The organism is Myxococcus sp. MISCRS1, from assembly GCF_026626605.1.
Classification (GTDB): Bacteria; Myxococcota; Myxococcia; order Myxococcales; family Myxococcaceae; genus Myxococcus; species Myxococcus fulvus.
In genome coordinates, this window is record NZ_JAPNKB010000001.1 from 5,962,610 (window position 1) to 5,982,911 (window position 20,302).

The window sequence follows — 20,302 nt, forward strand, 5'->3', positions numbered from 1 at the left end:
GGAAGCCCCACTTTTCGAGCGAAGAAGCTCGGTCCCGAGCCGCGTGTCTGATATTGTCTGGAGGTGCAAAACAGCGGAGAGGAATTGCGGCGGGCCATCCGCCGGCGGCCAGCAATGTACGTTGGCGACACCATGGAATTCGGCCTGGGGCAGCTCGTCGAAGTCCTGCTGTTGCTGGGGTTCCTCGGGGCGCGGAACGGGGGTGTGAGGGACATCTCCGTGGAGTTGCTGGCGGATGGCGCCTGTCGCGTCACCTTCGACCACTGGCCCTGGCCCGCCGGGTCCCGGGAGTCGGCGCTGTCGAGCCTCGAACGCTGGTTGTCTTTCGAGGGCATCGACTGGAGCACGCCACCTCCGCTGGGCTTGCCCCGAGGCGTCATCTCCCTGCCCCCCTACGTGGAACTGGGACTGGTCAATGCGCTCGCGTCCCGTCTGGACGTCATCGCGTGGGAGGGGGCCCACCATTGGCGGCGCTGCTACCGCGAAGGGCTCGCGGAGCCGGAGTCCTCCAGGAGCCTGATGGATGCGCCCTCTCCGCGCCACGCGGAGCAGGGGCTGTGCATCACGTTCACCCCGGATGCCTCCATCTTCGAGCCCGGTTCTCGCATGCGCTCCCAGCACATCCTGGAGCGGGTCCAGATCCTGTCGGCCATGCTCCCAGGCGTCACCTGGCGCCTGCGAGATGCCCTCGTGGGCCGTGAGAGCTGCTTCCGGCGGACGCGAGGGCTCGCGGACCTGTGCGACGAGCTCGTGGACTCCCGAGGGCTTCTATCGCCGCCGTGGAGCTTCGAGGGGCAGGTGGGGTCGACCCAGGTGGGCCTCGCTCTCCAGTGGGGGGCCTTCGAGGGGGCTGGAGTGCGGTCCTGGGCGAACATCCATCGCTGTTACGAGGGTGGAACCCACCACCAGGGATTCCATCAAGGTCTGCGCAAGGCGCTGCGCTCCAGGATGAAGGCACGAGGTTCCAGCCAGGAGGCCTGGGCGTTCCCCGAGGAGGCCCTGGTTGCCCACCTCACGGCGGTGCTCAGCCTCGGCTTGCCCGAGCCCGTCTGGAAGGGACCCACCCGGGCCCAGCTCGCCAATCCCGAATTGAAAGAGGGCGTGGCCCAACTGGTCGCGACCTGGGTGGAGGCTGCGCTTGCCCAGGACTCCCAGGTGGAGGCCCGGGTCCTGGCGCTGTCAGGAGCCCCCTCGAATGCACTCCGACCCTGACTCATTTGGCGGCTGGATTCGACGACGGCCGGGGATGTACGTCGGCGACACCGGAATGCGTGGCCGGAGCTCGCTCGTCGATTTCCTCCTGACGCTGGGGTTCATCGCGGCCAGGGATGGCGGTGCACAGGAGCTCTCCGTCTCACTGCGCGCGGACGGCTCCTGCCGCTTCCACGTCGGCCTCTGGCCGTGGAAGCTCTCCTGTGGCACCTCGGTCGCCCAGCTCGAGACGTGGCTCACCCCACAGGACGTCCTCACGGACAAGGACGGAGAGCCTCCGCCGGGCACTCCCTCCGGGGGGCTCTGGCAGTCACCCTTCGTGGACCTGGGGATGCTCTGTGCGTTCTCCTCCCCGCTGGACGTCATCGTCTGGACCGAGGAGGACACCTGGTGTCGCCGTTACCGTGAAGGGCTCGTCGAGCAAGGGCACTCGGATGACACCGCTCCACGAACCTCGAAGTCCGGGCTGTGCATCACCTTCACGCCGGATGCTTCCCTGTTCGAACCGCCTCCTTGCTTCGATGTGCCTCGCCTGCGTGAGCGCATCGAGGCGCTGTCCGCGTTTCATTCCGGCGTCACCTGGACGCTGCGAGACGAGGCCACTGGCACCGAGGCCCGGTTCCTCCGGGAGGAGGGGCTCGCGGATCTGTGTCGGGACCTCGCTCCGTCTCCACTCGGCTCCCAGAACCCTCTGTGCTTCCAGGCGAAGGTGGGGAAGACCTCCCTACAGCTCGCGCTCGTCTGGACGGAGGGCCCGGGTCGGGGAGTGGTGGCGTGGGCGAACCTCTTCGCACGCAACGATGCCGGGCCTCATCGGGTCGGATTCCGTCAGGGGATGCGTGAGGCCATCTCCGCGCGCCTGGCGCGGCGAGGTGTCTCGGCGCGGGCCCGGCGCTTCGATGCCACGGCCTTGTTCGAACACCTCACCGCCGTGCTCCACATCCAGGTGGAGAAGACGGACTGGTACCTGATGACCCGAGAGCGACGCGCCAGCGCGGAGGTCCAGTCCACCGTCACCCAGCTTGTCGCTCAGCGGGTGGAGCAGGCGCTCGCCGAGGACCCGAAGCTGGAGGAGTTCGTACTGAAGGTCGCGGGCCTTCGCTCTCGCTGAACCCCACCTCTTCACGCATGACTCCGGGCTCCCACCTCCCTGGCTCACGGCCGGGTTGTGAAGAGCTTGGAGCGTATCGAGGACTCCTTCATGGACCACGAGTTCACACCGGATGATCTCCGCCGAATGATTCGTCGGCGGCCCGGGATGTATGTCGGAAACCGGGACGAGTTCGGGCTGAGCATGTTCCTGGAGCACCTCCTGGTGCTCGGGTTCAACGCGGGCAGGGCGGGGCGCGTGCGAGCCATCTGCGTGGACCTGCTCGCGGACGGTGCCTGCCGGGTCTCCTTCGACGGTTCGCCGTGGCCGCTGCTCCCCTGGACCGCGCCCCTCGAGAGCCTCGAGCCCTGGTTCACGGTCGACGCGTTCGCGTCCAGATCGAGGGCGGTCCCCGCCGTGCTCGGCACCCCCTCGGGCATCCACTGCCGGGAATCGGAGGTGTATCTCGGTGCCATCAACGTCCTCTGCTCACGGCTCGATGTCGTCGCGTGGTCGAAGGGGCAGACGTGGCGGCGTCGCTATCGGGAAGGCGTTGCCGAGGAGGGCATCCTCCCGTTCGTGCCGAGCGAGGCCTCCGGCACGGACTCCGGAGTGCACATCACCTGCACCCCGGATGAATCGCTCTTCACCTCCACCGTTCGCTTCTCCTGGAGCGGGCTCCAGGAGCGCGTCCATGCGATGTCCGCCTTCCATGCCGGCGTGTCCTGGACGCTGAGGGACGAGGCCACGGGCACCGAGGCGCGCTTCTTCCGTGAGCGCGGACTCGCTGACCTGTGCGCCGAGCTGGCGGACACTTCGTTCATCCAGGAGCCCTGGACCTTCGAGGGACAGGTGGAGGATGTGCGGCTCCGGGTCGCGCTCGGCTGGAGACATCGTCTGAGCCGAGGTCTGTCGTCCTGGGTGAACCTCCAGCGCTGTCTGGTGGGCGGACCGCACCACCGGGGATTCCTCGTGGGGATGCGCAGGGCGTTCGTCGCACGCCTGCGGCGCCTCGGCCGTGAGCGCGATGCGCAGACCTTCTCGGACGGGGCATTGCTCGAACACCTCACGGGGGTGCTCGACCTACGCATCGCGCCGGACATCCTGGGCAACCCCAGCAAGCATGTGTTCGCCCCGCCCGAGGTCGAGGCTCCCGTCGCGCGGCTCGTCGAGGACTGGGTGACGTGCGCGCTCACCGAGGACCCGAAGCTGGAGGCCACGTTGTTCAGGTTCGCGGGATGCGAACGCGCTGGAGGGAACGAACCCTGAAGAGCGATGGAGAGCTGTGTCTTCCGATGAAGCCAGTCGACCCCGAGTGAGCCCGCACCCGGTCGGAGCAGAACCGGGGAGCCACCATCACGAGGAAGAAGAATGAGCGCGCCCGAGTGAGGAAGCCGGAATCTCTGATTACGAATCAGGTGCCGCACCCGCGGCGTCACCCCCATGGAAGTGGAGGTGGACGGAGTTGAACCGTCTTGAGGAGCGTGTAGGACCTTCTCGAACGGGCGCGCTCGAAGCAGAGGGACGGTGACGCGTCACCGTCCCTGACGGCCCACCCCTCACCCACAGGTGCCCGAGGGGCCACACGTCTCCGGCGGGATGCAGATGGCGGCGCAGATGTTGGGCGAGGGGCACGTGCCGCAGTACACCGAGCGGTGTTGGCCGCATGAATCGACGGCCGTCACATGCCCGCAGGAGCCGAAGCTCTGCATGCACAGCGACGAGTCCGGCTCGCCCGTGCAGGTGGGCAGGGTGGACTCGTGCGAGCCCTCCGTGGACGACGAGAGCGCCGCGTTGGACATCCGCACGGCACCGCAGGCGCACAGCATCAACAGGGGCAACAGGAGGAGGCGCTTCATCGTAAGGACCTCGGGGACCCACGGGGACACTGCGACTTCTGCACGAGGACTGCGATTCCGGCAGGGACCCTTCACCCATCTCCCTCGCGCGCCGGAGCACGGGCCATCCCCACGCTCCATCAGTGCAACCCCAGGGCCCCCCGACTTGCGAACCCCACCCGTGTGGACCCAGGACCACACACGGAGCTGGCCCACCCCTTGCTCTACACTCGGGGCTCCAACGCAGACCCCACCGTGGCGTGGTCCACGGGCCACACACCCATGTCCTCGGCCATGACCCTGTTCACCGTGTCGCGTCACCACGGCCTCGTCCCCGCCACGCTGTGCAGCGTCCTGGCGGTGGGGCTGCTGGCCTTCCGCCTCGACTGGAGCGAGCGCGCCAGCTTCGCCTTCCTCACCTGGAACCTGTTCCTCGCCTGGGTCCCCTATGTCCTGGCCCTGCTCGCGCGGGTGCTCATGGTGCGGGGTCACGGCAGGGGCTGGGTGCTGGCGCCGCTCGCCCTGGGGTGGCTCGCGCTGTTCCCCAACGCGCCCTACCTCCTCACCGACTTCATCCACCTGCACCAGCGGCCCGTCGTCCCGCTCTGGTTCGACGCCGCCCTACTGGCCCTGTTCGCCGCCACCGGGTGGATGCTGGGCCTGCTGTCCCTGGAGGTCTGGAAGCAGTGGCTGGAGGAGCGCCACGGCCGTCGCACGGCGTGGGCCTTCGTCGGCGTCACCTCACTCTTGTGCGGCTATGGCATCTACCTGGGCCGCGTGGAGCGGTGGAACAGCTGGGACGTGCTCGCGGACCCCGGGCGCCTGTTCGCCTCAATCGCCGCCCACCTGAAAGACCCCTGGGCCTTCCCGTACCTGCCCCACCTCACCGTCTTCTTCGCCCTGGTGCTGCCCGTGTCCTACGTCGCCTTCGAGGCGCTCGTCCTCCGGCTGCGACGCCAGCGCGCCACCCCCTGAAACACGAACACCGCCCACGCTCCGGCCAGGGAGCGCGGACGGCGTGTCGATGAGAGGGCCTTTGGAAGCGGCGCTTCAGCCGCCGTGGATGCGCGAGCGTTTGCGCGGACCACCCCGGTGCTTCACGTTCATCTCGCTGGGCGCCTTCTTGCGCCCGTTGAGCGAGGTGCGCCGCCGGTTGCTCTTGGGCGCGTGCTCCTCGGCCGCCGGGCCCAGCGTCACCCGCGCCAGCGTCTTCGTCCGCCTGAGCGCCGCCGCCTCGTCCCGGGGCAACGTCTTGCGGCCCTTGGACGCCTGCACGCTGGCCTGCGCCTCGCCGGCCGAGGCCACCCGCCGCTTGTTCTTCACTCCCGCCATCTTGGTCCGGACCGCCATGTCGCCCTCCTTCCCTGGAGAGGTAAGGACGGCTCCACGGCTTGTCCAACCCGGAGGCCAGGGGCTCAAGGGCCCCACCCGTGACGCCCGCCTGGCCGCCCGCGAGGGCTCCCCCGAGGGAGAGGGCCCGGCCACGGGGTCGACCCGGAGCCGTGGGGCCCGCTGCCCTCGGCGGAAAGAGGATGCCGCGCTTTACGTCGACGAGCGCTTGCCGCGCCGGGGAGGCCGCGTGCTCGTGGTCGTCTCGGGCGGGAACAGCCAGCCCTCCTCGCTGTGCGAGGCGGTGTTCGTCTGGGTCGACTCGCTGGGCTCCAGGTGCTGGCCCCGGCAGCCGCGGCACCAGGACTGGGGCCGGCGCTCGCCGCGCATCACGCGGAAGCCGAAGTCCTGCTCCGTGGGGCCCACGTGGTCGCACCGCGGGCAGCGGCTCAGCGACGTGACGCCAATCTCCTTGGCCTTCTGGCGGCCATGCTCCACCACCAGCGCCAGCGCCGCGGCGAAGCCCAGCCGCTTCTCGGAGGCGACGTGGAAACGACGGGCGCGCTTGCGCCCACCCCGGCCGAGCACGGGCATGAGGTCCATCCCCCCGAGCAGGTTGCGCTGCTCGAGCACACGCGACGACGAAGAGCTGTCCTGGGTTGATCGGCTCACCCGACAACTCATAGCGGAGGGGTCTGACACGCCCTTTCAGAGGGGAGATGCCTGCCTGCCCTCACGCAAACCCTACTGAACGAAAATCCAGTGAGTCCGCGCACTTGGGCCTCCCCGAGAGCAGCCAGGCGAGCTCGGGGAGGCCTGGTGGGCCGTGGGGCTACTCGGCGTCGGCCATGCCCCCGCCGCTGTCGGTGGCGGGGAAGACGGGGGTGCCGCCGGGGAGGCTCGGGTCGTGCGGCAGGCTGCCTCGGGGGCTTCGCAGGTAGACGAAGGGCGTGGCGAACAGGAAGTTGGAGACGCGCGACGTGTAGATGTCCGCGTAGCGCTCCACCTGGCGGGCCAGGTGGCTCTTGTCGTTGCCGGCGCGGGTGAGCAGGCCCCAGATGGGGTTGGACAGCTCGGTGGCGGCGCGGGCCATGGGGCCCAGCTCCGCGTCCAGCGCCTCCAGCTCCTCGCGCAGCGTGCCCAGCTTCGCCACCAGCTCCTGCTCGGTGGGCGAGTCCGTGCGCGGGCCGTAGTCACCGCGGCGGCGCTGCAGCTCCAGCCGCAGCTGGCAGCTGTCCCACTCCAGGCGCTCCTTGAGGACCATGCGCTCGGCGAGCCGGGCCTCGGTGGGGCGGAACGACGCAATGGCGCGCACCTCGTCCTCCAACTCGCGGAGGATGAGCGCCGTGCGCCAGCGCAGCGCGCTCTTGGACACGTGCACGTCGCCGAACATGTGGTCGCCCACGTAGAGGACCTCGTCGCCGCTGATGCCCAGGTGGCGCTCGAGCTCCACGGCGCTGCCGCCGAAGTACGGCTTGCCCTCCTTGAACGGCCCCGAGTGCGGACGCAGGAGCGCCTCGCCGTTGGTCTCCACCACCTCGAACAGCGCCGAGCGCGTGGTGAAGAACTCCGGCTTGCGCGCGGAGACGATGACCACGTCGAACAGCTGCCGCCACGTCATGCCGGCGGGCAGGTGCTTGTCGAAGGCGAAGTGCATCATGGGCTCGGTGTAGGCCCACTCGCTGTTGGTGATGAGCAGCAGCTTCTTGCCCGCGTTGCGCTGGTCCAAAAGCGCCAGCGGCGTCTCCGGGTCGTCGATGACGTAGCGCTCCGGGTCCGCGATGATTTCCGCCTTGAGCCGGCCCTGCATGTGCGTGGCGTCCAGGTTCTTGCGCACGTGCTCGTAGAGGTCCGCGTAGCCCATGGGGCCGGGCAATTGCCCCGCGTCCAGCCGGTCCACCAGCTGCGCGTAGAGGCACGCCTCCGACAGGGAGAAGAGCGTGTTGAGGAACACCCACCGCCGCTCGTGCAGGTCGATGACGACGTGCGAGTACTCGTCCCGCTGGGTGATGAAGTCCAGGGTGCGCGTGCCGTGCAGCGCCTTCTTCACGAACCCGAAGCGGTTGGCCTTGAGCAGGTTGCCCTTCTCGGTGTCGATGATAAGGCCGCGGATGGCGAGCGCCGGGTCGAACTGGAGGTCACCCACGGGCCAGCCCTGCGCGACGAGCCGGTCCCGGATGTGCTCGTACGCGCGGCGCTCCCACGCCTCCACCCGGTAGTGGATGAGCGTGTAGTCCATGTCGTAGCCCACGGCCTTGATGGCGCGCAGGTTGAGGGTGCGGTTGCAGAACAGGCCCCGCTCGGGCGGGGGACCAGCAGGTTGCGAGCGCATAGGAGGCTTGGATTGCCCCGTCCCGAGGCAAAAGTCGATGCCTCTGTGCGGGCCCGTCCGCTGCCTCGCACCGCCGGGTGGCGTTGGCCCCATTCCCAGGCGTGTCGGATGCACGGCACTCGCCCCCGGGGGCCAGGGAGGGAGCGTGACTTCCTTGACTAGTTTGGTCGACCTCTCAACCCCCTGAAGCGAGGTCCGTGCATGGCCTGGATGATTCGCGGTCTGTTGGTGAGCGCGCTGTTCATGGTGGGGTGCAGGCACTCGGCGCCCGCCGTCACGCCGGAGCCGTCGACGCCGGTGGCGCTGAGCTGTGACGAGCGGCAGTCGGAGCTCTCCCGGGAGGCGGACCAGCGGGCGTCGCCGTACGGCATCGAGCAGCACCTGGCGAAGAACTTCCCGGAGGGCTCGGTGTCGTGGCTGATGAAGGATACGCAGTATCAGCAGTACGTGGTGCAGACGGGGGCGACGAACTTCGGGCGCTGTGACGACAGCGGCTGCTACCTGTTCGCGGCGCCGTCGTCGGTCATCCGGGACGCGGTGAAGAAGGCGTCGTCGGGCGGGACGCATGACCCGGCGGTGCTGGGGCAGGCGCTGGGGCTGCCGGCGAAGAACTTCGAGGGTCCGCTTCGCATGATGACGTTGGATTTGCGCGCGGCGGCGCCGTGCGTGCGGCTGCCGGTGGACAGCGACCCGGGCGCGTGGAAGTGCCAGTCGGAGCAGGACACGGACTGCTTCAAGTTCGGCGGCTACACGTCGGGCGGGTTGCCGGAGGTCATGATCATCAACGCGCCAGTGTCCCAGGCCGTCGTGACCGAGGTGCCGTGAGCGCCGAGCACGTCATCCACCAGAGCCCCTTGCTCTACCGCGTGCTTCGCGAGGAGGGCGGGGGCCTGGTCATCGAGGTCGTCGTGGGCGGCGTCGCGATGACGGCGGTGCGCGTGCGCCTGACGGCCGAGGAGGCACGGGCCTTCGGCCGTGAGGGCCCCGCGTATAGTGACAGGCTGGCCCGGGACATCATGGCGCGGCCGTCCTTCGGGGGCAGGTCCTACGACGCGCCCGGGTGAACGTTCCCCTCGCGCGCGCGGGTGATGGACCCCTGTTGGGTGATGCGCAGGTTGGCGTGTGGCCATGGGGAGGGGACGGATGCGCGGGGTCGCCTGGATGTTGATGGGGTTTTCGCTCGTCCTCGCGAGCGGGTGTGCGTCCTCGCAGCGCGCGTCCACGGACGACACGGCGCGGGGGCACGCGGACGTCGCGGCGTCCTCGAAGGACCCGCTCCCCTCCTGGACGGAGGGCCCCACGAAGGCGGCGCTCCTGGACTTCGTGGAGCGGGTGACTCGCGAGGGCGGACCGGACTTCGTGCCCGCCTCCGAGCGTATCGCCGTGTTCGACAACGACGGCACGCTGTGGTCCGAGCAGCCCCTCGTGGCCGAGCTGGCCTTCGTCATCGACCGGGTGAAGGCGCTCGCGCCCCAGCACCCCGAGTGGCGCACGCGCCAGCCCTTCCAGGGCGTGCTCGAGGGTGATGTGGAGTCGGTGAAGGCGAGCGGCAAGCGCGGGCTGATGGAGCTGTTCGCGGCCACGCATGCGGGCATGACGACGGAGCAGTTCGAGCGGACGGTCTCGGACTGGCTCGTCACCGCGCGCCACCCCACGCTGCATCGCCCGTACACGGACCTCGTCTACCAGCCGATGCTGGAGCTGTTGTCATTCCTGCGGGCGCGGGGCTTCAAGACCTTCGTCGTCTCCGGTGGGGACGTGGGCTTCATGCGCCCCTGGATGGAGCGGGTGTACGGCGTGCCGCGCGAGCAGGTGGTGGGCAGCCGGGTGAAGCTGCGCTACCAGGCCACCGGAGGCGCGCCCTCGGTCCTTCGACTCGCGGAGCTGGACCTGCTCGATGACGGAGCAGGCAAGCCCGTGGGCATCGAGCAGGGGGTGGGACGCAGGCCCCTGGCGGCCTTCGGGAACTCCGATGGGGACTTCGAGATGCTCGAGTGGACCACCTCCGGTCCGGGGCCGCGCCTGGGGCTGCTCGTCCACCACACCGATGCCGAGCGCGAGTGGGCCTATGATCGGGAGGCCCGCGTGGGGAAGCTCGCCCGGGGGTTGGACGAGGCGCCTGGACGGGGCTGGCTCGTCGTGGACATGCGGCGTGACTGGAAGGTCATCCATCCGTTCGAGCGCGCGACGCCGCGGTGAGGGCGGGCCGCAAGGGCTGCGGAGCCTCGTCGGGGCGCGCGCAAGGCTTGCGGAGGGGCTGGGGGGAGGCATGAGGGCCCCACGTGGCATGGTTTCTGTACTGCTTGCTCCCCACACGCCTTCTTCTGGGAAGTGCGTCGCGATGAGCGCGGCGGCGGTGCCCGGCGAGGGTCGCGGGAGGCGAAGATGGACAGTCTGGCTCGTGAGGCGCGTGACGCCCTGGTGCAGCGCGGCGAACGGCTCCGGTCACGGACGCGTCTCGTGGCCGTCCGGGGAGCGGACGAGCTCCTGTCCGAGGCGGAGCGCCAGGAGCTGCTCGACATCGAGGCGGCGCTCACCCGCATCGCGGTGGGACAGTTCGGCCGCTGCGAGCGGTGCGGAGGCGCCATGGGACGCCACCGCCTGCGCGCCATCCCCGAGGCCCGCTTCTGCATGACGTGCTCGGCCCTGGGCCGGTGAGTCCGCCCCGTCAAAGTTCGGGGAAGCTCACCGGGCCCAGGTGCAACGGGGGCGAAGTGGTGTCCTCGCGCAGCTCGAGGAGGTAGCGGCCTCGGAGCTCGATGGATTTGGCCTCGGTCTCCAGGACGAGCAGCACATCGGTGTCCTGGTCTCCGAGCGGACGTGACTGCCAGACGAGGAGCTTCCGGACGTGACGTCCCGTCGCGGTGATGAGCGCCGCTTCTCGCGGAGTCCACGGCGAATGCCCTCCAACGGAGGCGAGCAGCAGCACCACTGCGACCCGTGAGCTCGTCCGGTGTGCGTATGCGGACGTCGAGGTCGACAGGATGGGCGTGGTGGGTGCGACGATGGGGCCGAGCGGACGTGTGGCGAGGCCCCGAACATCGAGTGCTCCGGCGATGTACATCACGCTGAATGGCCCTCGCGAGGGTGTGTCGGAGGATCGCGTGGAAGGGGCTTGAACGCTCGGGGCCTGCGGAGCGGAGACGTCAGGCTCGATGGCACGCTCCTGAAGAGGGGAGCCTCCGGTGTTGGAGGCGTGGAGCAGGACGAGCCAGGTCACGAGGCGCAAGCGCCTGGCTTCATCACCAATCCTTCCCACGAATCTCCCGGAAGCGCTCCACGACGCGGACGTGCAGGAGGTTGAAGATGACCGCGTGTTCCTCGTCTCCCCCCGGGAGCCTCTGCCGCCCCACGTCGCTGAACTCGTAGAACACCATGCAGACCGGATACACATCGTCGCCGACACGCATCTCCCGGATGCGGCCATAGACGCGCTCGTTGGTGAAGATGATTTCGGTGACGAGTTGTGCGCCCGCGGGGAGCTTCTTGAATTTGCGGTGCACGTTCGTCATCAGGTACCCCTCCTTCACCGTGATGTTCCGGAAGGGCGTGCCGAAGTTCTCTCCGATGGAGCCCTCGAACTGGTCCCCCTGGTCGAGTCCGAAGCGCTCGATGGTCTCATCCGCGCCCGCGGGGCACTCGGCCACGGGAGGGATGGGCCGATGCTGCACGTAGGGCGTGCTGCTGGAGCAGGCGAGCCCGGTGCAGGCCAGGGCCACCTTGGACAGACGGGCGAGTGACAACGCGCGAGGCTTCGCGGGGAGAGCGGGAGGCTTCATCACGGGAGTGGGGTCCTGGAGTGGCGGCGCCACGGGGGCGACGGTCACGGGGATGGGATTCGCCCGGGGCGAATCGGTGACTGACTCACTGTGATGCGATTCCGCATGTCTGGCTATTTTCTGACCTCCCAGGGAGTCGATTTGTTGGGCGACTCCTGGAGTTGTCTGTCTCCAGCCGTGGAGGAACCACCCCACCGCCAGGAGCAGGAGCACCGCGGGCAGGGCGAGAACCCGGGGGTGTAGGAGACGGGTTCGCAGGCGCTGGACACGTGCGCGCGCCGGGGAGGGGGGCTTGCGCGGGGGCGCGGGTGTGTCCGTGCCGAAGAGCGGCGTGTCCCAAGCCTCGGCGGTGAAGCGGCTGGGCGCCAGGGCGGAGGCAAGCTCCGCGCCGCTCTGGAAGCGTTGCTCCGGGAGCTTCTCGAGGAGTCGCAGGATGATGGCGTCGAGCTCGGGAGGGATGCGCGGGTTCAGCTCCGACGGGGCGGCGGGTGGCTGCGAGGTGATGGCGGCGCACAGCACGTCCGCGGGCCAGTCCGGAGGGAAGGGGTAGTGGCCCGTGGCCGCGCGGTAGAGGCACACGCCCAGGGCATAGAGGTCATCGGTGGCGACGGACAGGTAGCGGGCGTCCGGGTGGCGCCAGTGGCGCTGATGGAAGCGGATGGCCTCGGGGCTGCGCAGGTGGCGCGTGCCTGGAGGTAGGGGACCCGTGGTCAGCGTGGGCGCGCCGATGTACGCGCTTGCGCCCAGGTCGATGAGGACGGGGTCTCCTTCGGTGTCTCGCAGCAGGATGTGCTCCGGCTTGAGGTCCCGGTGCAGCACGTCCCCGGCGTGCAGGGTGTCCAGCGCCAGGGCGACCCGGCGGAAGGTCTCCGCCAACTGTCGGAAGGAGGGGTTGTGCCGCTCCGCCCAGACGTGGATCGGTGGCCCGGGCACCCAGTCCATGACGAAGTAGAAGTGGCCCGTGACGATGTCCGGCCAGCGGCCGCAGGCGTGGACCGCGACCACGTTGGGATGGACGGCCCGGTCCAACAGGAGCGTGAGCTCGCGCAGGGCGCGGCCCTCGGCGGTGTGGCGAGTGAGCTTGAGCGCGAAGTAGCGCCCCGGCGAGTCCACCGGCTCCACGCGATAGACGACGCCGTAGCCGCCCACGCCCAGTCTCTCGAGGATGCGCCAGCCTCCCGTCAGGACGAATCCCGGGGGCAGGGCTTCCGGGGGCATCGACGATGGATGCGGACTCATGGACGTCAGAGGTCTCCTGGACTCTGACGAATCTAGCAGGTTGAATACCTCTGGGGTGGCCCGCTGCCATGGCCATCCCACGAGTTACCCTGACGTCAGGGCGCGGGGCGCTCCTGGGAGACGTGTGTCAGCGGGGGCTCGAGGTGAGGTCGCGCATCATCACGACCTTGGGGTAGGCGACGAAGAACCCCAGGCGCTCCATGTTCCGCTGTGAGGGACTGGCGGGCAGCGTGCTGCTCGACGCCAGGGTGCAGCCCTGACGGGTGGCCCAGTCGAGGCGGGTGGAGATGAGGGCCTGCTGGAGTCCTCGGCCGCGGAAGCGCTCGCGCACGCCGGTGCCGGACAGGGTGGCCACGCCGTCGTGTATGGCCACGGTGCCGCCTCCCGCGGGCTCTCCGTCCACGAGCGCGAGGAAGCACGTGGTGCCGGGCATGGTCGCGGTGCCCAGCATGAGCGAGGCCTCCTCGTCGGAGACCTCGTCACGTCCCATGAAGCCCTGGGCCACGGTGCGCGAGAAGACCTGGGCCTCACCGGGGCGGAGCGGACGAAGCTCGATGCCGGGTGCGGTGGGAGGAGGCGGACTCGCGGGCAGGGCGCGCACGAACACCTGCTGGAACTCACCGACGCGGTAGCCACGACGGGCCAGCTCCTGCGCGAGCGACGGGTCGGCGAAGGGGAGCAGGTCGAGTTGGAGGAGACCGCCCTGTTGTCCCAGGTGGGCCTCCACACGGTCGAGGGACTCGGCGCTGACGGGACCTTCGAGTCCGAGCGCGAGCGCCTGGGTGAGGGGCGAGTTGGCGCCATTGAAGAGGGCGAGGCCGCCTGCGAGCTCGAGGATGCCGTGTGTCGGTGTGGCGGCGCGGTTCTGCGCGGCCTGGGCCAGCTCCACGCGGCGGACCAGCGCGGCGTCCACGGTGGGGCGAGAGGAGGGGAGTGACATGGGGCCACCCTCGTCCACGTCGCGTCGGGGCGTCTATCAGGTTCCTGCTTCGTCTATCGGGTTCGTGCCATTCGCTGAGTCCGTCACTTCGCGGCGGAAGCGGGCGGGCGTGAGCGCGTGGCGCGCGCGGAACAGGGCGGTGAAGTGGCTCTGGCTGGAGAAGCCCGTGGCTTGCGCGATGTCGCTCAACGGGAGCGCGGTGGTTTCGAGCAGCTCGCGTGCGCGTTCCAGGCGCCGGGTCAGGACGAACTGGTGTGGCGTGTTGCCGGTGGTTCGTTTGAAGCCTCGCGAGAAGTGGGACGGGCTCAGGTCGACCACGGCGGCGAGGGACTCCAGGCCGAGGGCCGTGTCCAGGTTCGCCTCGACGAAGTCCGTCACGCGCCGGAGCTGCCAGGGCGCGAGCCCCACGGGCTTCACTCCGGACCTCGGGCGCTGGCCGTCGAGACGTAGCAGTCGCAGGCCCAGCACGGTGGCGAGCGCGTCCACTTCGAGTCGCGAGGGTGGACGTCCCTCGTGCAGTGCCTCGCCGCTGGCGCGCAGCAGCTCACGGAGCACCGGGTCCGTCAGTCGTGATGGGCCCACGGAGCACAGGGCGTGCTCCAGGCCATGTTCTCCGGCGAGCGAGGACAGTCGCTCGGGGGGGAGGAAGAAGGACACCACCCGCGCGCCCGCGTCCCAGGCGAAGGCATGCGGCAGGTCGGAGCCGACGACGCCCACTTCCTCGCGGACGAGTCGCACGTCCACCGCGCGGTCGACGGAGCGCCAGCGCCCACGGACAGCAGGACGGCCGAGGGGCATGAGCAGTTGCAGCGACCGGTGTTGATGCTCGCCCGTGTCTATCTGCTGGTGGCGGTAGAGGGCAACGCCCATTCCCTGCCACGCCACGGTGAGCGGCTTGTCGGCTCTGTGCTCCATGCGTCGGTCGACTCCGCCTATCGAGCAAACTCCGCTGGAAGCTCCCAGGCAAAAACAACGACACACCCGGCTTCGTGATTCACGACCACGCGATAGCTGCCTTCAGGAAACTCCGCGACATCCCCTGCGGCGAACTGGACAGCCTGCGTGCCGAATTCCATCTGGCAGTGCCCAGCCAGCACGTAAACCGTACCGGCCCGCATCGAGCCACCAAAATCCTCTACCGATGAATACCGATCAACGCTCACCCGATACTTCTTCGCGGGCAAGTGCAGCGCACGCACACTCTCTTCCGAGAGGGGTTGGTTGGAGAGTTCGGACCAGCGTCGCACCGTGACCTGTTTCGATTCCATCCTGCACCTCACTGCGGAAAGGTCATGCCAATCTTGGCGAACGCAGCCCGAGTTGACGCCACGTTCGGCAAGCCGCTGTTCTCAGTGGCAGCGAACTCCGTGCCCTGGAGGCAAGCCTACATCGACTCCGTGGATACCCGAGCTTTGACGAACGGGCCATGGATGGGAGACAGCGAAGAATGTCGACTGCGAGGACTCATTGATTCGGATCGAGTTCGAGACTGGGGCGGTGCTCGAGTTGGATCTCGAGCACCTGGTCGGGGCGGACCTGCGCGGGCTGTCGCTCCACCGGGCGCTGCTCGGCAAGCTGAACCTCTCACGCGCGAACCTCCGAGAGGTCGACCTGCGCTCCGCTTCCCTGGACGAAGCGGACCTGTCCGAGGCCAACCTCGAAGGTGCTCGGCTCATGGCCGCGGGGCTTCGTCGCGCGACGGTGATGCGAAGTCGCCTGCACAGGGCCTGGCTCAACGGCGCGGACCTTCAAGGTGCGGACCTGCGGGACGCGGACCTGAGTGAAGCGGACCTCGGCGGCGCCAACCTGTCCGGCGCGGACCTCCGGGGGGCGGACCTGCGGACTCATCGCCTCGACCTCGCGAAGCTGGACGGCTCCGTGTCCGATGCCACGGCGAAGTGGCCCTCGGGTTTCGACCCCAGCGCGCACGGAGTCCTCATCCGCTGACGCGGCCGTGGCCCAGGCGAGCGAGGGCCCCCCTCGTGGCACCCCGCACCCTGTCGTCCACAGGTCGCCCGGCAGCCCACCCTCCGAGGGGGCGGAAAGAAGCCGTGCGCCCGGGCGTGTCTACGGGTATAGACAACCCCCTCATGTGTCCCATGGTGAAGACGGAAGACCTCATCGACGCCCAGGGCGTGGCCGGCCTGCTGCAGCTGCGCCACACCAACAGCGTCAGCACCTATCTGCGCCGCTACCCGGACATGCCCCGCCCCATCCTGGACCTGGGCACCGGACGCCCACGCTTGTGGCTGCGTCCCCAGGTGCTGCGCTGGCTCCGCGCCCGCAGGTCCGACATGGCTTCCATCGGAGTTGAGAGATGACCACCGCCATTCCCCGTACCCCTCCCGCCGTCCTCCCCGGCCCCAATGACACCTGCTGGTGCGGCAGCGGCACCAAGTACAAGAAGTGCCACCGCGGCGCCGACGCCGTCGAGGCACGCAAGAAGGGCCCCGACGTCGCGCGCAAGGGCATCCGCCCGGGCCTCATCAGCCCCCGCCGCGACGTGCCCCTGCACATCCCCCGCCCCGACTACGCCGTGTCCGGCCGCCCCCAGCGCCGCCCGAGCGACTCCGAGATCCGCTCGCCGGATGTCATCGCCCGCATGCGCAAGGCCTGCAAGGCCGCCGCCGAGGTGCTCCAGGAAGTCGCCTCCCACGTGCGCCCGGGCATCACCACCGACGAGCTGGACGCCATCACCCACGAGGCCTACATCCGCCGGGGCGGCTACCCGAGCACGCTCAACTACCACGGCTTCCCCAAGTCCCTGTGCACCTCGGTCAACGAGGTCATCTGCCACGGCATCCCCGACAACCGCGCGCTCGAGGACGGTGACATCGTCAACCTGGACATCACCATCTACCTGGATGGCGTCCACGGCGACTGCTCGGCCACCCACTTCGTGGGCAAGGTGGACCCGGAGAGCGAGCGGCTGGTGCGCGTCACCCGCGAGTGCATGGAGCTGGGCATCGCCGCGGTGAAGCCCGGCCGGCCCATCAGCGACATCGGCCGCGCGATTGAAGACCACGCCACCAAGAACGGCATGAGCGTGGTGCGCGCCTACTGCGGCCACGGCATCGGCGAGACGTTCCACACGTCCCTCCAGATTCCGCACTACTACGAGCCCGAGGCCGACACCATCATGCAGCCGGGGATGATCTTCACCGTCGAGCCGATGATCAACCTCGGCGGCTGGGGCCACCGCACGTGGGACGACGGGTGGACCGCCGTCACCGCCGACGGCAGCCGCAGCGCCCAGTTCGAGCACACGCTGCTCGTCACCGAGCAGGGCCCCGAGATCCTCACCGTGGCCTGAAGTCCCGAGCGCCCCACGGTAGACCGTGGGGCGAAGCCACCGTGTGACGGGCGACAGTCCTCCACGGTGGCCGTCACCGGCCGGACGTCCCCTCGAAACCTCTCGGCGCTCCGCGCGCGCCCGCGCTATCCACGCGCTCCAGGCCCGAGGTCCCGAGAGGTACACCATGTCCCTCGATATCGCCGTCGACGCCGACCGTCTCAAGAGCGTCCAGGACGTCCTCCAAGTGTTGGAGGACTCCTTCCAGGTCGACTTCATCCCAGGCATCTTCAAGAAGCTGGACGAGAAGCTGCTCGTCGAGCGCGCCGCGTTCCGGACGAACACAGTCGCTCAGCGCTACGAGCTGGACGTCTACTTCGGGCTGAAGGGCCCCGAGGCGAGCGCCCGCTCACCGTTCCTCAAGGTGGGCATGTGCATCACCATCCAGTCCGAGGTCGCCGTGCGCGGCCGCCGCCCGGCCCGCTACGACGGCACGCTGGAGGTCCCCCTCGCCGAAGACGCCATCACCCACGTGCCGTTCGCGCTCTACCTGCGCCGCGCCGCCCGGGGCTCGCTCACGACACCTCCCTCGGAGTGAGCCCGGCTCACCCGGCGCAGGGCGCAAGCGACGTCCCCAGGCAGAAGCGCGCCGACCTCAGCGCTTGCACCACCACCTGGCCGCCGTGGTCCAGGGGCACGCTGCTCCCGCGCTCCAGCACGTAGTCCCGAGGGTCCGACTCGAAGGTGAGCCAGAGCCGGCCCTCGGTACACGTGAGCAGCAGGCCCTCGTCCCCCTGGATGCGCCGACTCCAGAGCGTCCCCTCGCGCAGCCCCTGGCCGCCCGTCTCCACTCCGGGGCGAGCCTGGGGCTTCAGGTGATTCCACAGCGAGCTCCAGAAGCCTCGCCGCGCCGACATGAGCTTGGACTCCATGGCACCACGACCTCCTCATGGCTCACCATGCGCCCCGCCGGGGAAACAGAACAGAGGCAGCAATCCAGCATTGTGACCAGTACAGTTGAAGTCCAAGGAACTGTACTGGTCCGTCCAGTGGGCAGGTGTGTCTGGGCAGCGGAGGCCGGGCCCGTTACCGATACGGATTGGCGGGAGACGGACTTCGCATCGGGGACGGCATGGGCGCGCTGGCACACAAACCGAAGTTGTACGAGCAGGTGGCGGAGCGACTGGAGGACGCCATCAACGCGGGCACGCTGCGCGCGGGAGACAGGCTGCCCTCCGTGCGTCAGCTCAGCCTGCGTGAGCAGGTGAGCATCTCCACGGTGCTCCAGGCGTATCTGCACCTGGAGTCGGTGGGGCTCATCGAGACGCGGCCGCAGTCGGGCCACTACGTGCGCCGGCGCGAGCGTCCCCGCCTCGCGGAGCCGCAGGTGTCCCGTCCCGCGACGAGCGCCACGCCCGTCACGGTGAGCGCGCTGGTGTCGCGCGTGTACCAGTCGATGCGCGACCCGAACCTGGTGCAGATGGGCGGCGCGTGGCCGTCCACGGAGCTGCTCCCCACGCGCCGGCTGTACCGGGAGCTCAACGCGCTCACCCGCGAGAGGGGTGACGCGGGGATGCTGTACGACGTGCCTCCGGGGTGTCCGGAGCTGCGGCGGCAGCTTGCGCGGCGCTCGTTGGACTGGGGCGCGGCGCTGTCGCCCGAGGACTTCATCATCACCGTCGGCGCGGCGGAGGCCATCCACCTGTGCCTGCTCGCCGTGGCCCGGCAGGGGGACACCATCGCGATTGAGTCACCGGCGTACTACGGCACGCTCCAGGCCATCGAGTCGCTCGGGCTGCGCGCGCTGGAGATTCCGTGCTCACCGCGCCACGGCATGGAGCTGGATGCGCTCCAGGCGGCGCTGGAGCGGCGGCGCGTGGCGGCGGTGCTGGTGGTGCCCAGCTACAGCAACCCGGTGGGCAGCTGCATGCCGACGGCGAACCGCCAGCGACTGGTGGCCATGCTCGAGGAGCGCGGGGTGCCGCTCATCGAGGATGACCTGTACGGTGACCTGCACTTCGACGAGCGCAGGCCGCGCACGTGCAAGTCGTTCGACACGACGGGCAACGTGATGCTGTGTGGCTCGTTCTCGAAGACGCTCGCGCCGGGCTTCCGCGTGGGGTACGTGGCGCCGGGTCGGCTCCGGGAGCGGGTGGAGCTGCTGAAGTTCTCGCACACGGTGGCCTCGCCCACGCTGCTGCCGCTGGCGATTGCTCGCTTCCTGGAGGAGGGCGGGTATGACCGGCACCTGCGCGCGCTGCGGCGCCGGCTGTCGGAGCAGGTGGCGCGCATGGCGGAGGGCGTGGCTGAGCACTTCCCGGAGGGCACGCGCGTGGCGCGGCCAGCGGGGGGCTCGCTGTTGTGGGTGGAGCTGCCGTCCACGGTGGACTCGCTGGTGCTGCACGGACGCGCGCTGGATGCGGGCGTGAGCATCGCGCCGGGGCCCATCTTCTCGCCCCGGCCGGACTCGTACCGGAACTTCATCCGCATGTCGTGTGGACAGCCGTGGACGCCGCGCATCGAGGGCGCGATGGCCACGGTGGGCCGGCTGGTGCGTACCCTGATGTGAGGTCAGCGTGCGAAGAGCAGGCCCGCGCCCTGGCGTGAGGCCTTGTCCAGCGCCTGCGTCACGGCGTCGAGCGCTCGCGCGGGGTCTCCGCGCCGGGTGACGCGGCGCAGGCGGGAGGTGAAGCGGGCCCAGCCTCGGACGGGCTGATAGGTGGGCGCGCCGTCGAGGTGCTCGCGCAGGCCGTCGCGCAGTTGGCGCACCTCGGCGTTCGTCCAGTAGCCGAGGTTCGGGTTGATGCGCCGCAGGTCGTCGGTGGCGCCCTCCTGCTCGGGGACCCGGCCCCAGACGGTGTGGCGCCAGAGGTGGTGGAGCGTGTCCGGGCAGGCCGCGCGGACGACGGCCTCGGCGGCCTGGAGGTCGTCGGCGTCGGGGCGCTGCGAGGTGGCCTGCTCCAGGCGCTCGCTCCGGGGCTCCTTGTCGGTGTGGACCAGGTCCTCGGCGAGCACGTCGAGCAGCTCCAGCACCTCGTCACCGAGCGGCTCGGGCAGCCGCGTCAGCGCGGCGCCGCCGTGTTGGGAGAGGTGGTCCATGAGCGCGAGCAGCACCTCCTCGTCCTCCATCGCCTCCGGGTCCTCGCGCACCACCGCGGCGCGCAGGGACGCGAGCCGGGACGGCGTCAACACCCCGGCGAGGCCCTCGGCGGGAATCAGGAAGAAGGTGACAGGGGTGCTCATGGCCCTTG

Annotated in this window: 24 protein-coding genes; 13 read left to right on the forward strand and 11 right to left on the reverse strand. The window is 69.6% G+C overall.

Annotation, left to right across the window (positions count from 1 at the left end):
• Positions 1-132: 132 nt before the first annotated feature.
• The 3 genes from OWM54_RS23635 to OWM54_RS23645 all read left to right on the forward strand — a co-directional run bounded on the left by OWM54_RS23635 (position 133) and on the right by OWM54_RS23645 (position 3,571).
• Positions 133-1,212 carry a DNA gyrase subunit B gene (locus tag OWM54_RS23635; protein WP_223751227.1) on the forward strand — a complete coding sequence of 360 codons (1,080 nt, stop codon included), beginning with the start codon at positions 133-135 and terminating at the stop codon, positions 1,210-1,212.
• A gap of 55 nt (positions 1,213-1,267) precedes the next feature.
• Entirely contained in the window at positions 1,268-2,323 is a 1,056-nt protein-coding gene (locus tag OWM54_RS23640) for a DNA gyrase subunit B (protein ID WP_223751226.1), read from the forward strand.
• 126 nt (positions 2,324-2,449) lie between these two features.
• Entirely contained in the window at positions 2,450-3,571 is a 1,122-nt protein-coding gene (locus OWM54_RS23645) for a hypothetical protein (RefSeq protein WP_267698947.1), read from the forward strand.
• Positions 3,572-3,861: 290 nt separating this feature from the next.
• Here OWM54_RS23645 and OWM54_RS23650 read toward each other — a convergent pair whose 3' ends face one another.
• Complete coding sequence (locus OWM54_RS23650; RefSeq protein ID WP_267698948.1) at positions 3,862-4,161, reverse strand: hypothetical protein; 300 nt, start codon at positions 4,159-4,161, stop codon at positions 3,862-3,864.
• Positions 4,162-4,422: 261 nt separating this feature from the next.
• On the opposite strand from OWM54_RS23650, the gene OWM54_RS23655 reads away from it, so the two are divergent.
• The gene (locus tag OWM54_RS23655) at positions 4,423-5,115 is read left to right on the forward strand and encodes a DUF1361 domain-containing protein (RefSeq protein WP_267698949.1); all 693 of its coding nucleotides are present in this window, start codon (positions 4,423-4,425) and stop codon (positions 5,113-5,115) included.
• Positions 5,116-5,190: 75 nt separating this feature from the next.
• On the opposite strand, the gene OWM54_RS23660 is transcribed toward OWM54_RS23655, so the two are convergent.
• The 3 genes from OWM54_RS23660 to OWM54_RS23670 all read right to left on the reverse strand — a co-directional run bounded on the left by OWM54_RS23660 (position 5,191) and on the right by OWM54_RS23670 (position 7,801).
• Positions 5,191-5,490 carry a hypothetical protein gene (locus OWM54_RS23660; protein WP_194869461.1) on the reverse strand — a complete coding sequence of 100 codons (300 nt, stop codon included), beginning with the start codon at positions 5,488-5,490 and terminating at the stop codon, positions 5,191-5,193.
• Between the two features lie 192 nt (positions 5,491-5,682).
• A complete protein-coding gene (locus OWM54_RS23665; protein ID WP_223751222.1) occupies positions 5,683-6,141 on the reverse strand; it encodes a hypothetical protein in 459 nt (152 codons plus the stop codon).
• Between the two features lie 160 nt (positions 6,142-6,301).
• Positions 6,302-7,801 (reverse strand): HAD-IG family 5'-nucleotidase, encoded by a 1,500-nt coding sequence (locus tag OWM54_RS23670; protein WP_074958174.1) that lies wholly within the window; start codon positions 7,799-7,801, stop codon positions 6,302-6,304.
• Positions 7,802-8,002: 201 nt separating this feature from the next.
• Between OWM54_RS23670 and OWM54_RS23675 the strand changes: the two genes are divergently transcribed.
• The 4 genes from OWM54_RS23675 (at position 8,003) to OWM54_RS23690 (ending at position 10,459) form a co-directional block, all read left to right on the forward strand.
• Positions 8,003-8,626: a hypothetical protein gene (locus tag OWM54_RS23675; RefSeq protein WP_267698950.1), complete on the forward strand. Its 624-nt coding sequence runs from the start codon at positions 8,003-8,005 to the stop codon at positions 8,624-8,626.
• On the forward strand, positions 8,623-8,865 hold the full coding sequence (locus OWM54_RS23680) for a hypothetical protein (RefSeq protein WP_223783860.1): 243 nt from the start codon (positions 8,623-8,625) through the stop codon (positions 8,863-8,865). The genes OWM54_RS23675 and OWM54_RS23680 overlap by 4 nt, the downstream gene beginning before the upstream one ends.
• Before the next feature lie 79 nt (positions 8,866-8,944).
• Positions 8,945-10,000 carry an HAD family hydrolase gene (locus OWM54_RS23685; RefSeq protein WP_223751219.1) on the forward strand — a complete coding sequence of 352 codons (1,056 nt, stop codon included), beginning with the start codon at positions 8,945-8,947 and terminating at the stop codon, positions 9,998-10,000.
• 261 nt (positions 10,001-10,261) lie between these two features.
• Positions 10,262-10,459, forward strand: a complete 198-nt coding sequence (locus OWM54_RS23690) for a TraR/DksA family transcriptional regulator (protein WP_223751218.1) — start codon at positions 10,262-10,264, stop codon at positions 10,457-10,459.
• Between the two features lie 10 nt (positions 10,460-10,469).
• On the opposite strand, the gene OWM54_RS23695 is transcribed toward OWM54_RS23690, so the two are convergent.
• The 5 genes from OWM54_RS23695 to OWM54_RS23715 form a co-directional block, all read right to left on the reverse strand.
• Positions 10,470-10,733, reverse strand: coding sequence for a hypothetical protein (locus tag OWM54_RS23695; RefSeq protein WP_407940369.1), 264 nt, complete (start codon positions 10,731-10,733; stop codon positions 10,470-10,472).
• 310 nt (positions 10,734-11,043) lie between these two features.
• A complete protein-coding gene (locus OWM54_RS23700; RefSeq protein WP_267698951.1) occupies positions 11,044-12,819 on the reverse strand; it encodes a serine/threonine protein kinase in 1,776 nt (591 codons plus the stop codon).
• Positions 12,820-12,946: 127 nt separating this feature from the next.
• Positions 12,947-13,759 carry a GNAT family N-acetyltransferase gene (locus OWM54_RS23705; RefSeq protein ID WP_223751216.1) on the reverse strand — a complete coding sequence of 271 codons (813 nt, stop codon included), beginning with the start codon at positions 13,757-13,759 and terminating at the stop codon, positions 12,947-12,949.
• Positions 13,760-13,795: 36 nt separating this feature from the next.
• Positions 13,796-14,674: an AraC family transcriptional regulator gene (locus tag OWM54_RS23710; protein WP_267698952.1), complete on the reverse strand. Its 879-nt coding sequence runs from the start codon at positions 14,672-14,674 to the stop codon at positions 13,796-13,798.
• 17 nt (positions 14,675-14,691) lie between these two features.
• Positions 14,692-15,027 carry a hypothetical protein gene (locus OWM54_RS23715; protein ID WP_223783865.1) on the reverse strand — a complete coding sequence of 112 codons (336 nt, stop codon included), beginning with the start codon at positions 15,025-15,027 and terminating at the stop codon, positions 14,692-14,694.
• Between the two features lie 229 nt (positions 15,028-15,256).
• Between OWM54_RS23715 and OWM54_RS23720 the strand changes: the two genes are divergently transcribed.
• From OWM54_RS23720 to OWM54_RS23735, 4 genes are all read left to right on the forward strand, one after another.
• Positions 15,257-15,706, forward strand: a complete 450-nt coding sequence (locus OWM54_RS23720; protein WP_267698953.1) for a pentapeptide repeat-containing protein — start codon at positions 15,257-15,259, stop codon at positions 15,704-15,706.
• Between the two features lie 152 nt (positions 15,707-15,858).
• Positions 15,859-16,080 (forward strand): hypothetical protein, encoded by a 222-nt coding sequence (locus tag OWM54_RS23725; protein ID WP_223751213.1) that lies wholly within the window; start codon positions 15,859-15,861, stop codon positions 16,078-16,080.
• Positions 16,077-17,072 (forward strand): type I methionyl aminopeptidase, encoded by a 996-nt coding sequence (map, locus tag OWM54_RS23730; RefSeq protein WP_267698954.1) that lies wholly within the window; start codon positions 16,077-16,079, stop codon positions 17,070-17,072. The genes OWM54_RS23725 and map overlap by 4 nt, the downstream gene beginning before the upstream one ends.
• A 166-nt stretch (positions 17,073-17,238) precedes the next feature.
• The gene (locus OWM54_RS23735) at positions 17,239-17,649 is read left to right on the forward strand and encodes a hypothetical protein (RefSeq protein ID WP_267698955.1); all 411 of its coding nucleotides are present in this window, start codon (positions 17,239-17,241) and stop codon (positions 17,647-17,649) included.
• Positions 17,650-17,656: 7 nt separating this feature from the next.
• Here OWM54_RS23735 and OWM54_RS23740 read toward each other — a convergent pair whose 3' ends face one another.
• Entirely contained in the window at positions 17,657-17,983 is a 327-nt protein-coding gene (locus OWM54_RS23740) for a DUF2917 domain-containing protein (RefSeq protein ID WP_267698956.1), read from the reverse strand.
• Positions 17,984-18,183: 200 nt separating this feature from the next.
• Here OWM54_RS23740 and OWM54_RS23745 point away from each other — a divergent pair, with 200 nt between their 5' ends.
• The gene (locus tag OWM54_RS23745) at positions 18,184-19,620 is read left to right on the forward strand and encodes a PLP-dependent aminotransferase family protein (RefSeq protein WP_223751209.1); all 1,437 of its coding nucleotides are present in this window, start codon (positions 18,184-18,186) and stop codon (positions 19,618-19,620) included.
• Positions 19,621-19,622: 2 nt separating this feature from the next.
• On the opposite strand, the gene OWM54_RS23750 is transcribed toward OWM54_RS23745, so the two are convergent.
• Positions 19,623-20,294 carry a hypothetical protein gene (locus tag OWM54_RS23750; protein ID WP_267698957.1) on the reverse strand — a complete coding sequence of 224 codons (672 nt, stop codon included), beginning with the start codon at positions 20,292-20,294 and terminating at the stop codon, positions 19,623-19,625.
• Positions 20,295-20,302 lie beyond the last annotated feature (8 nt).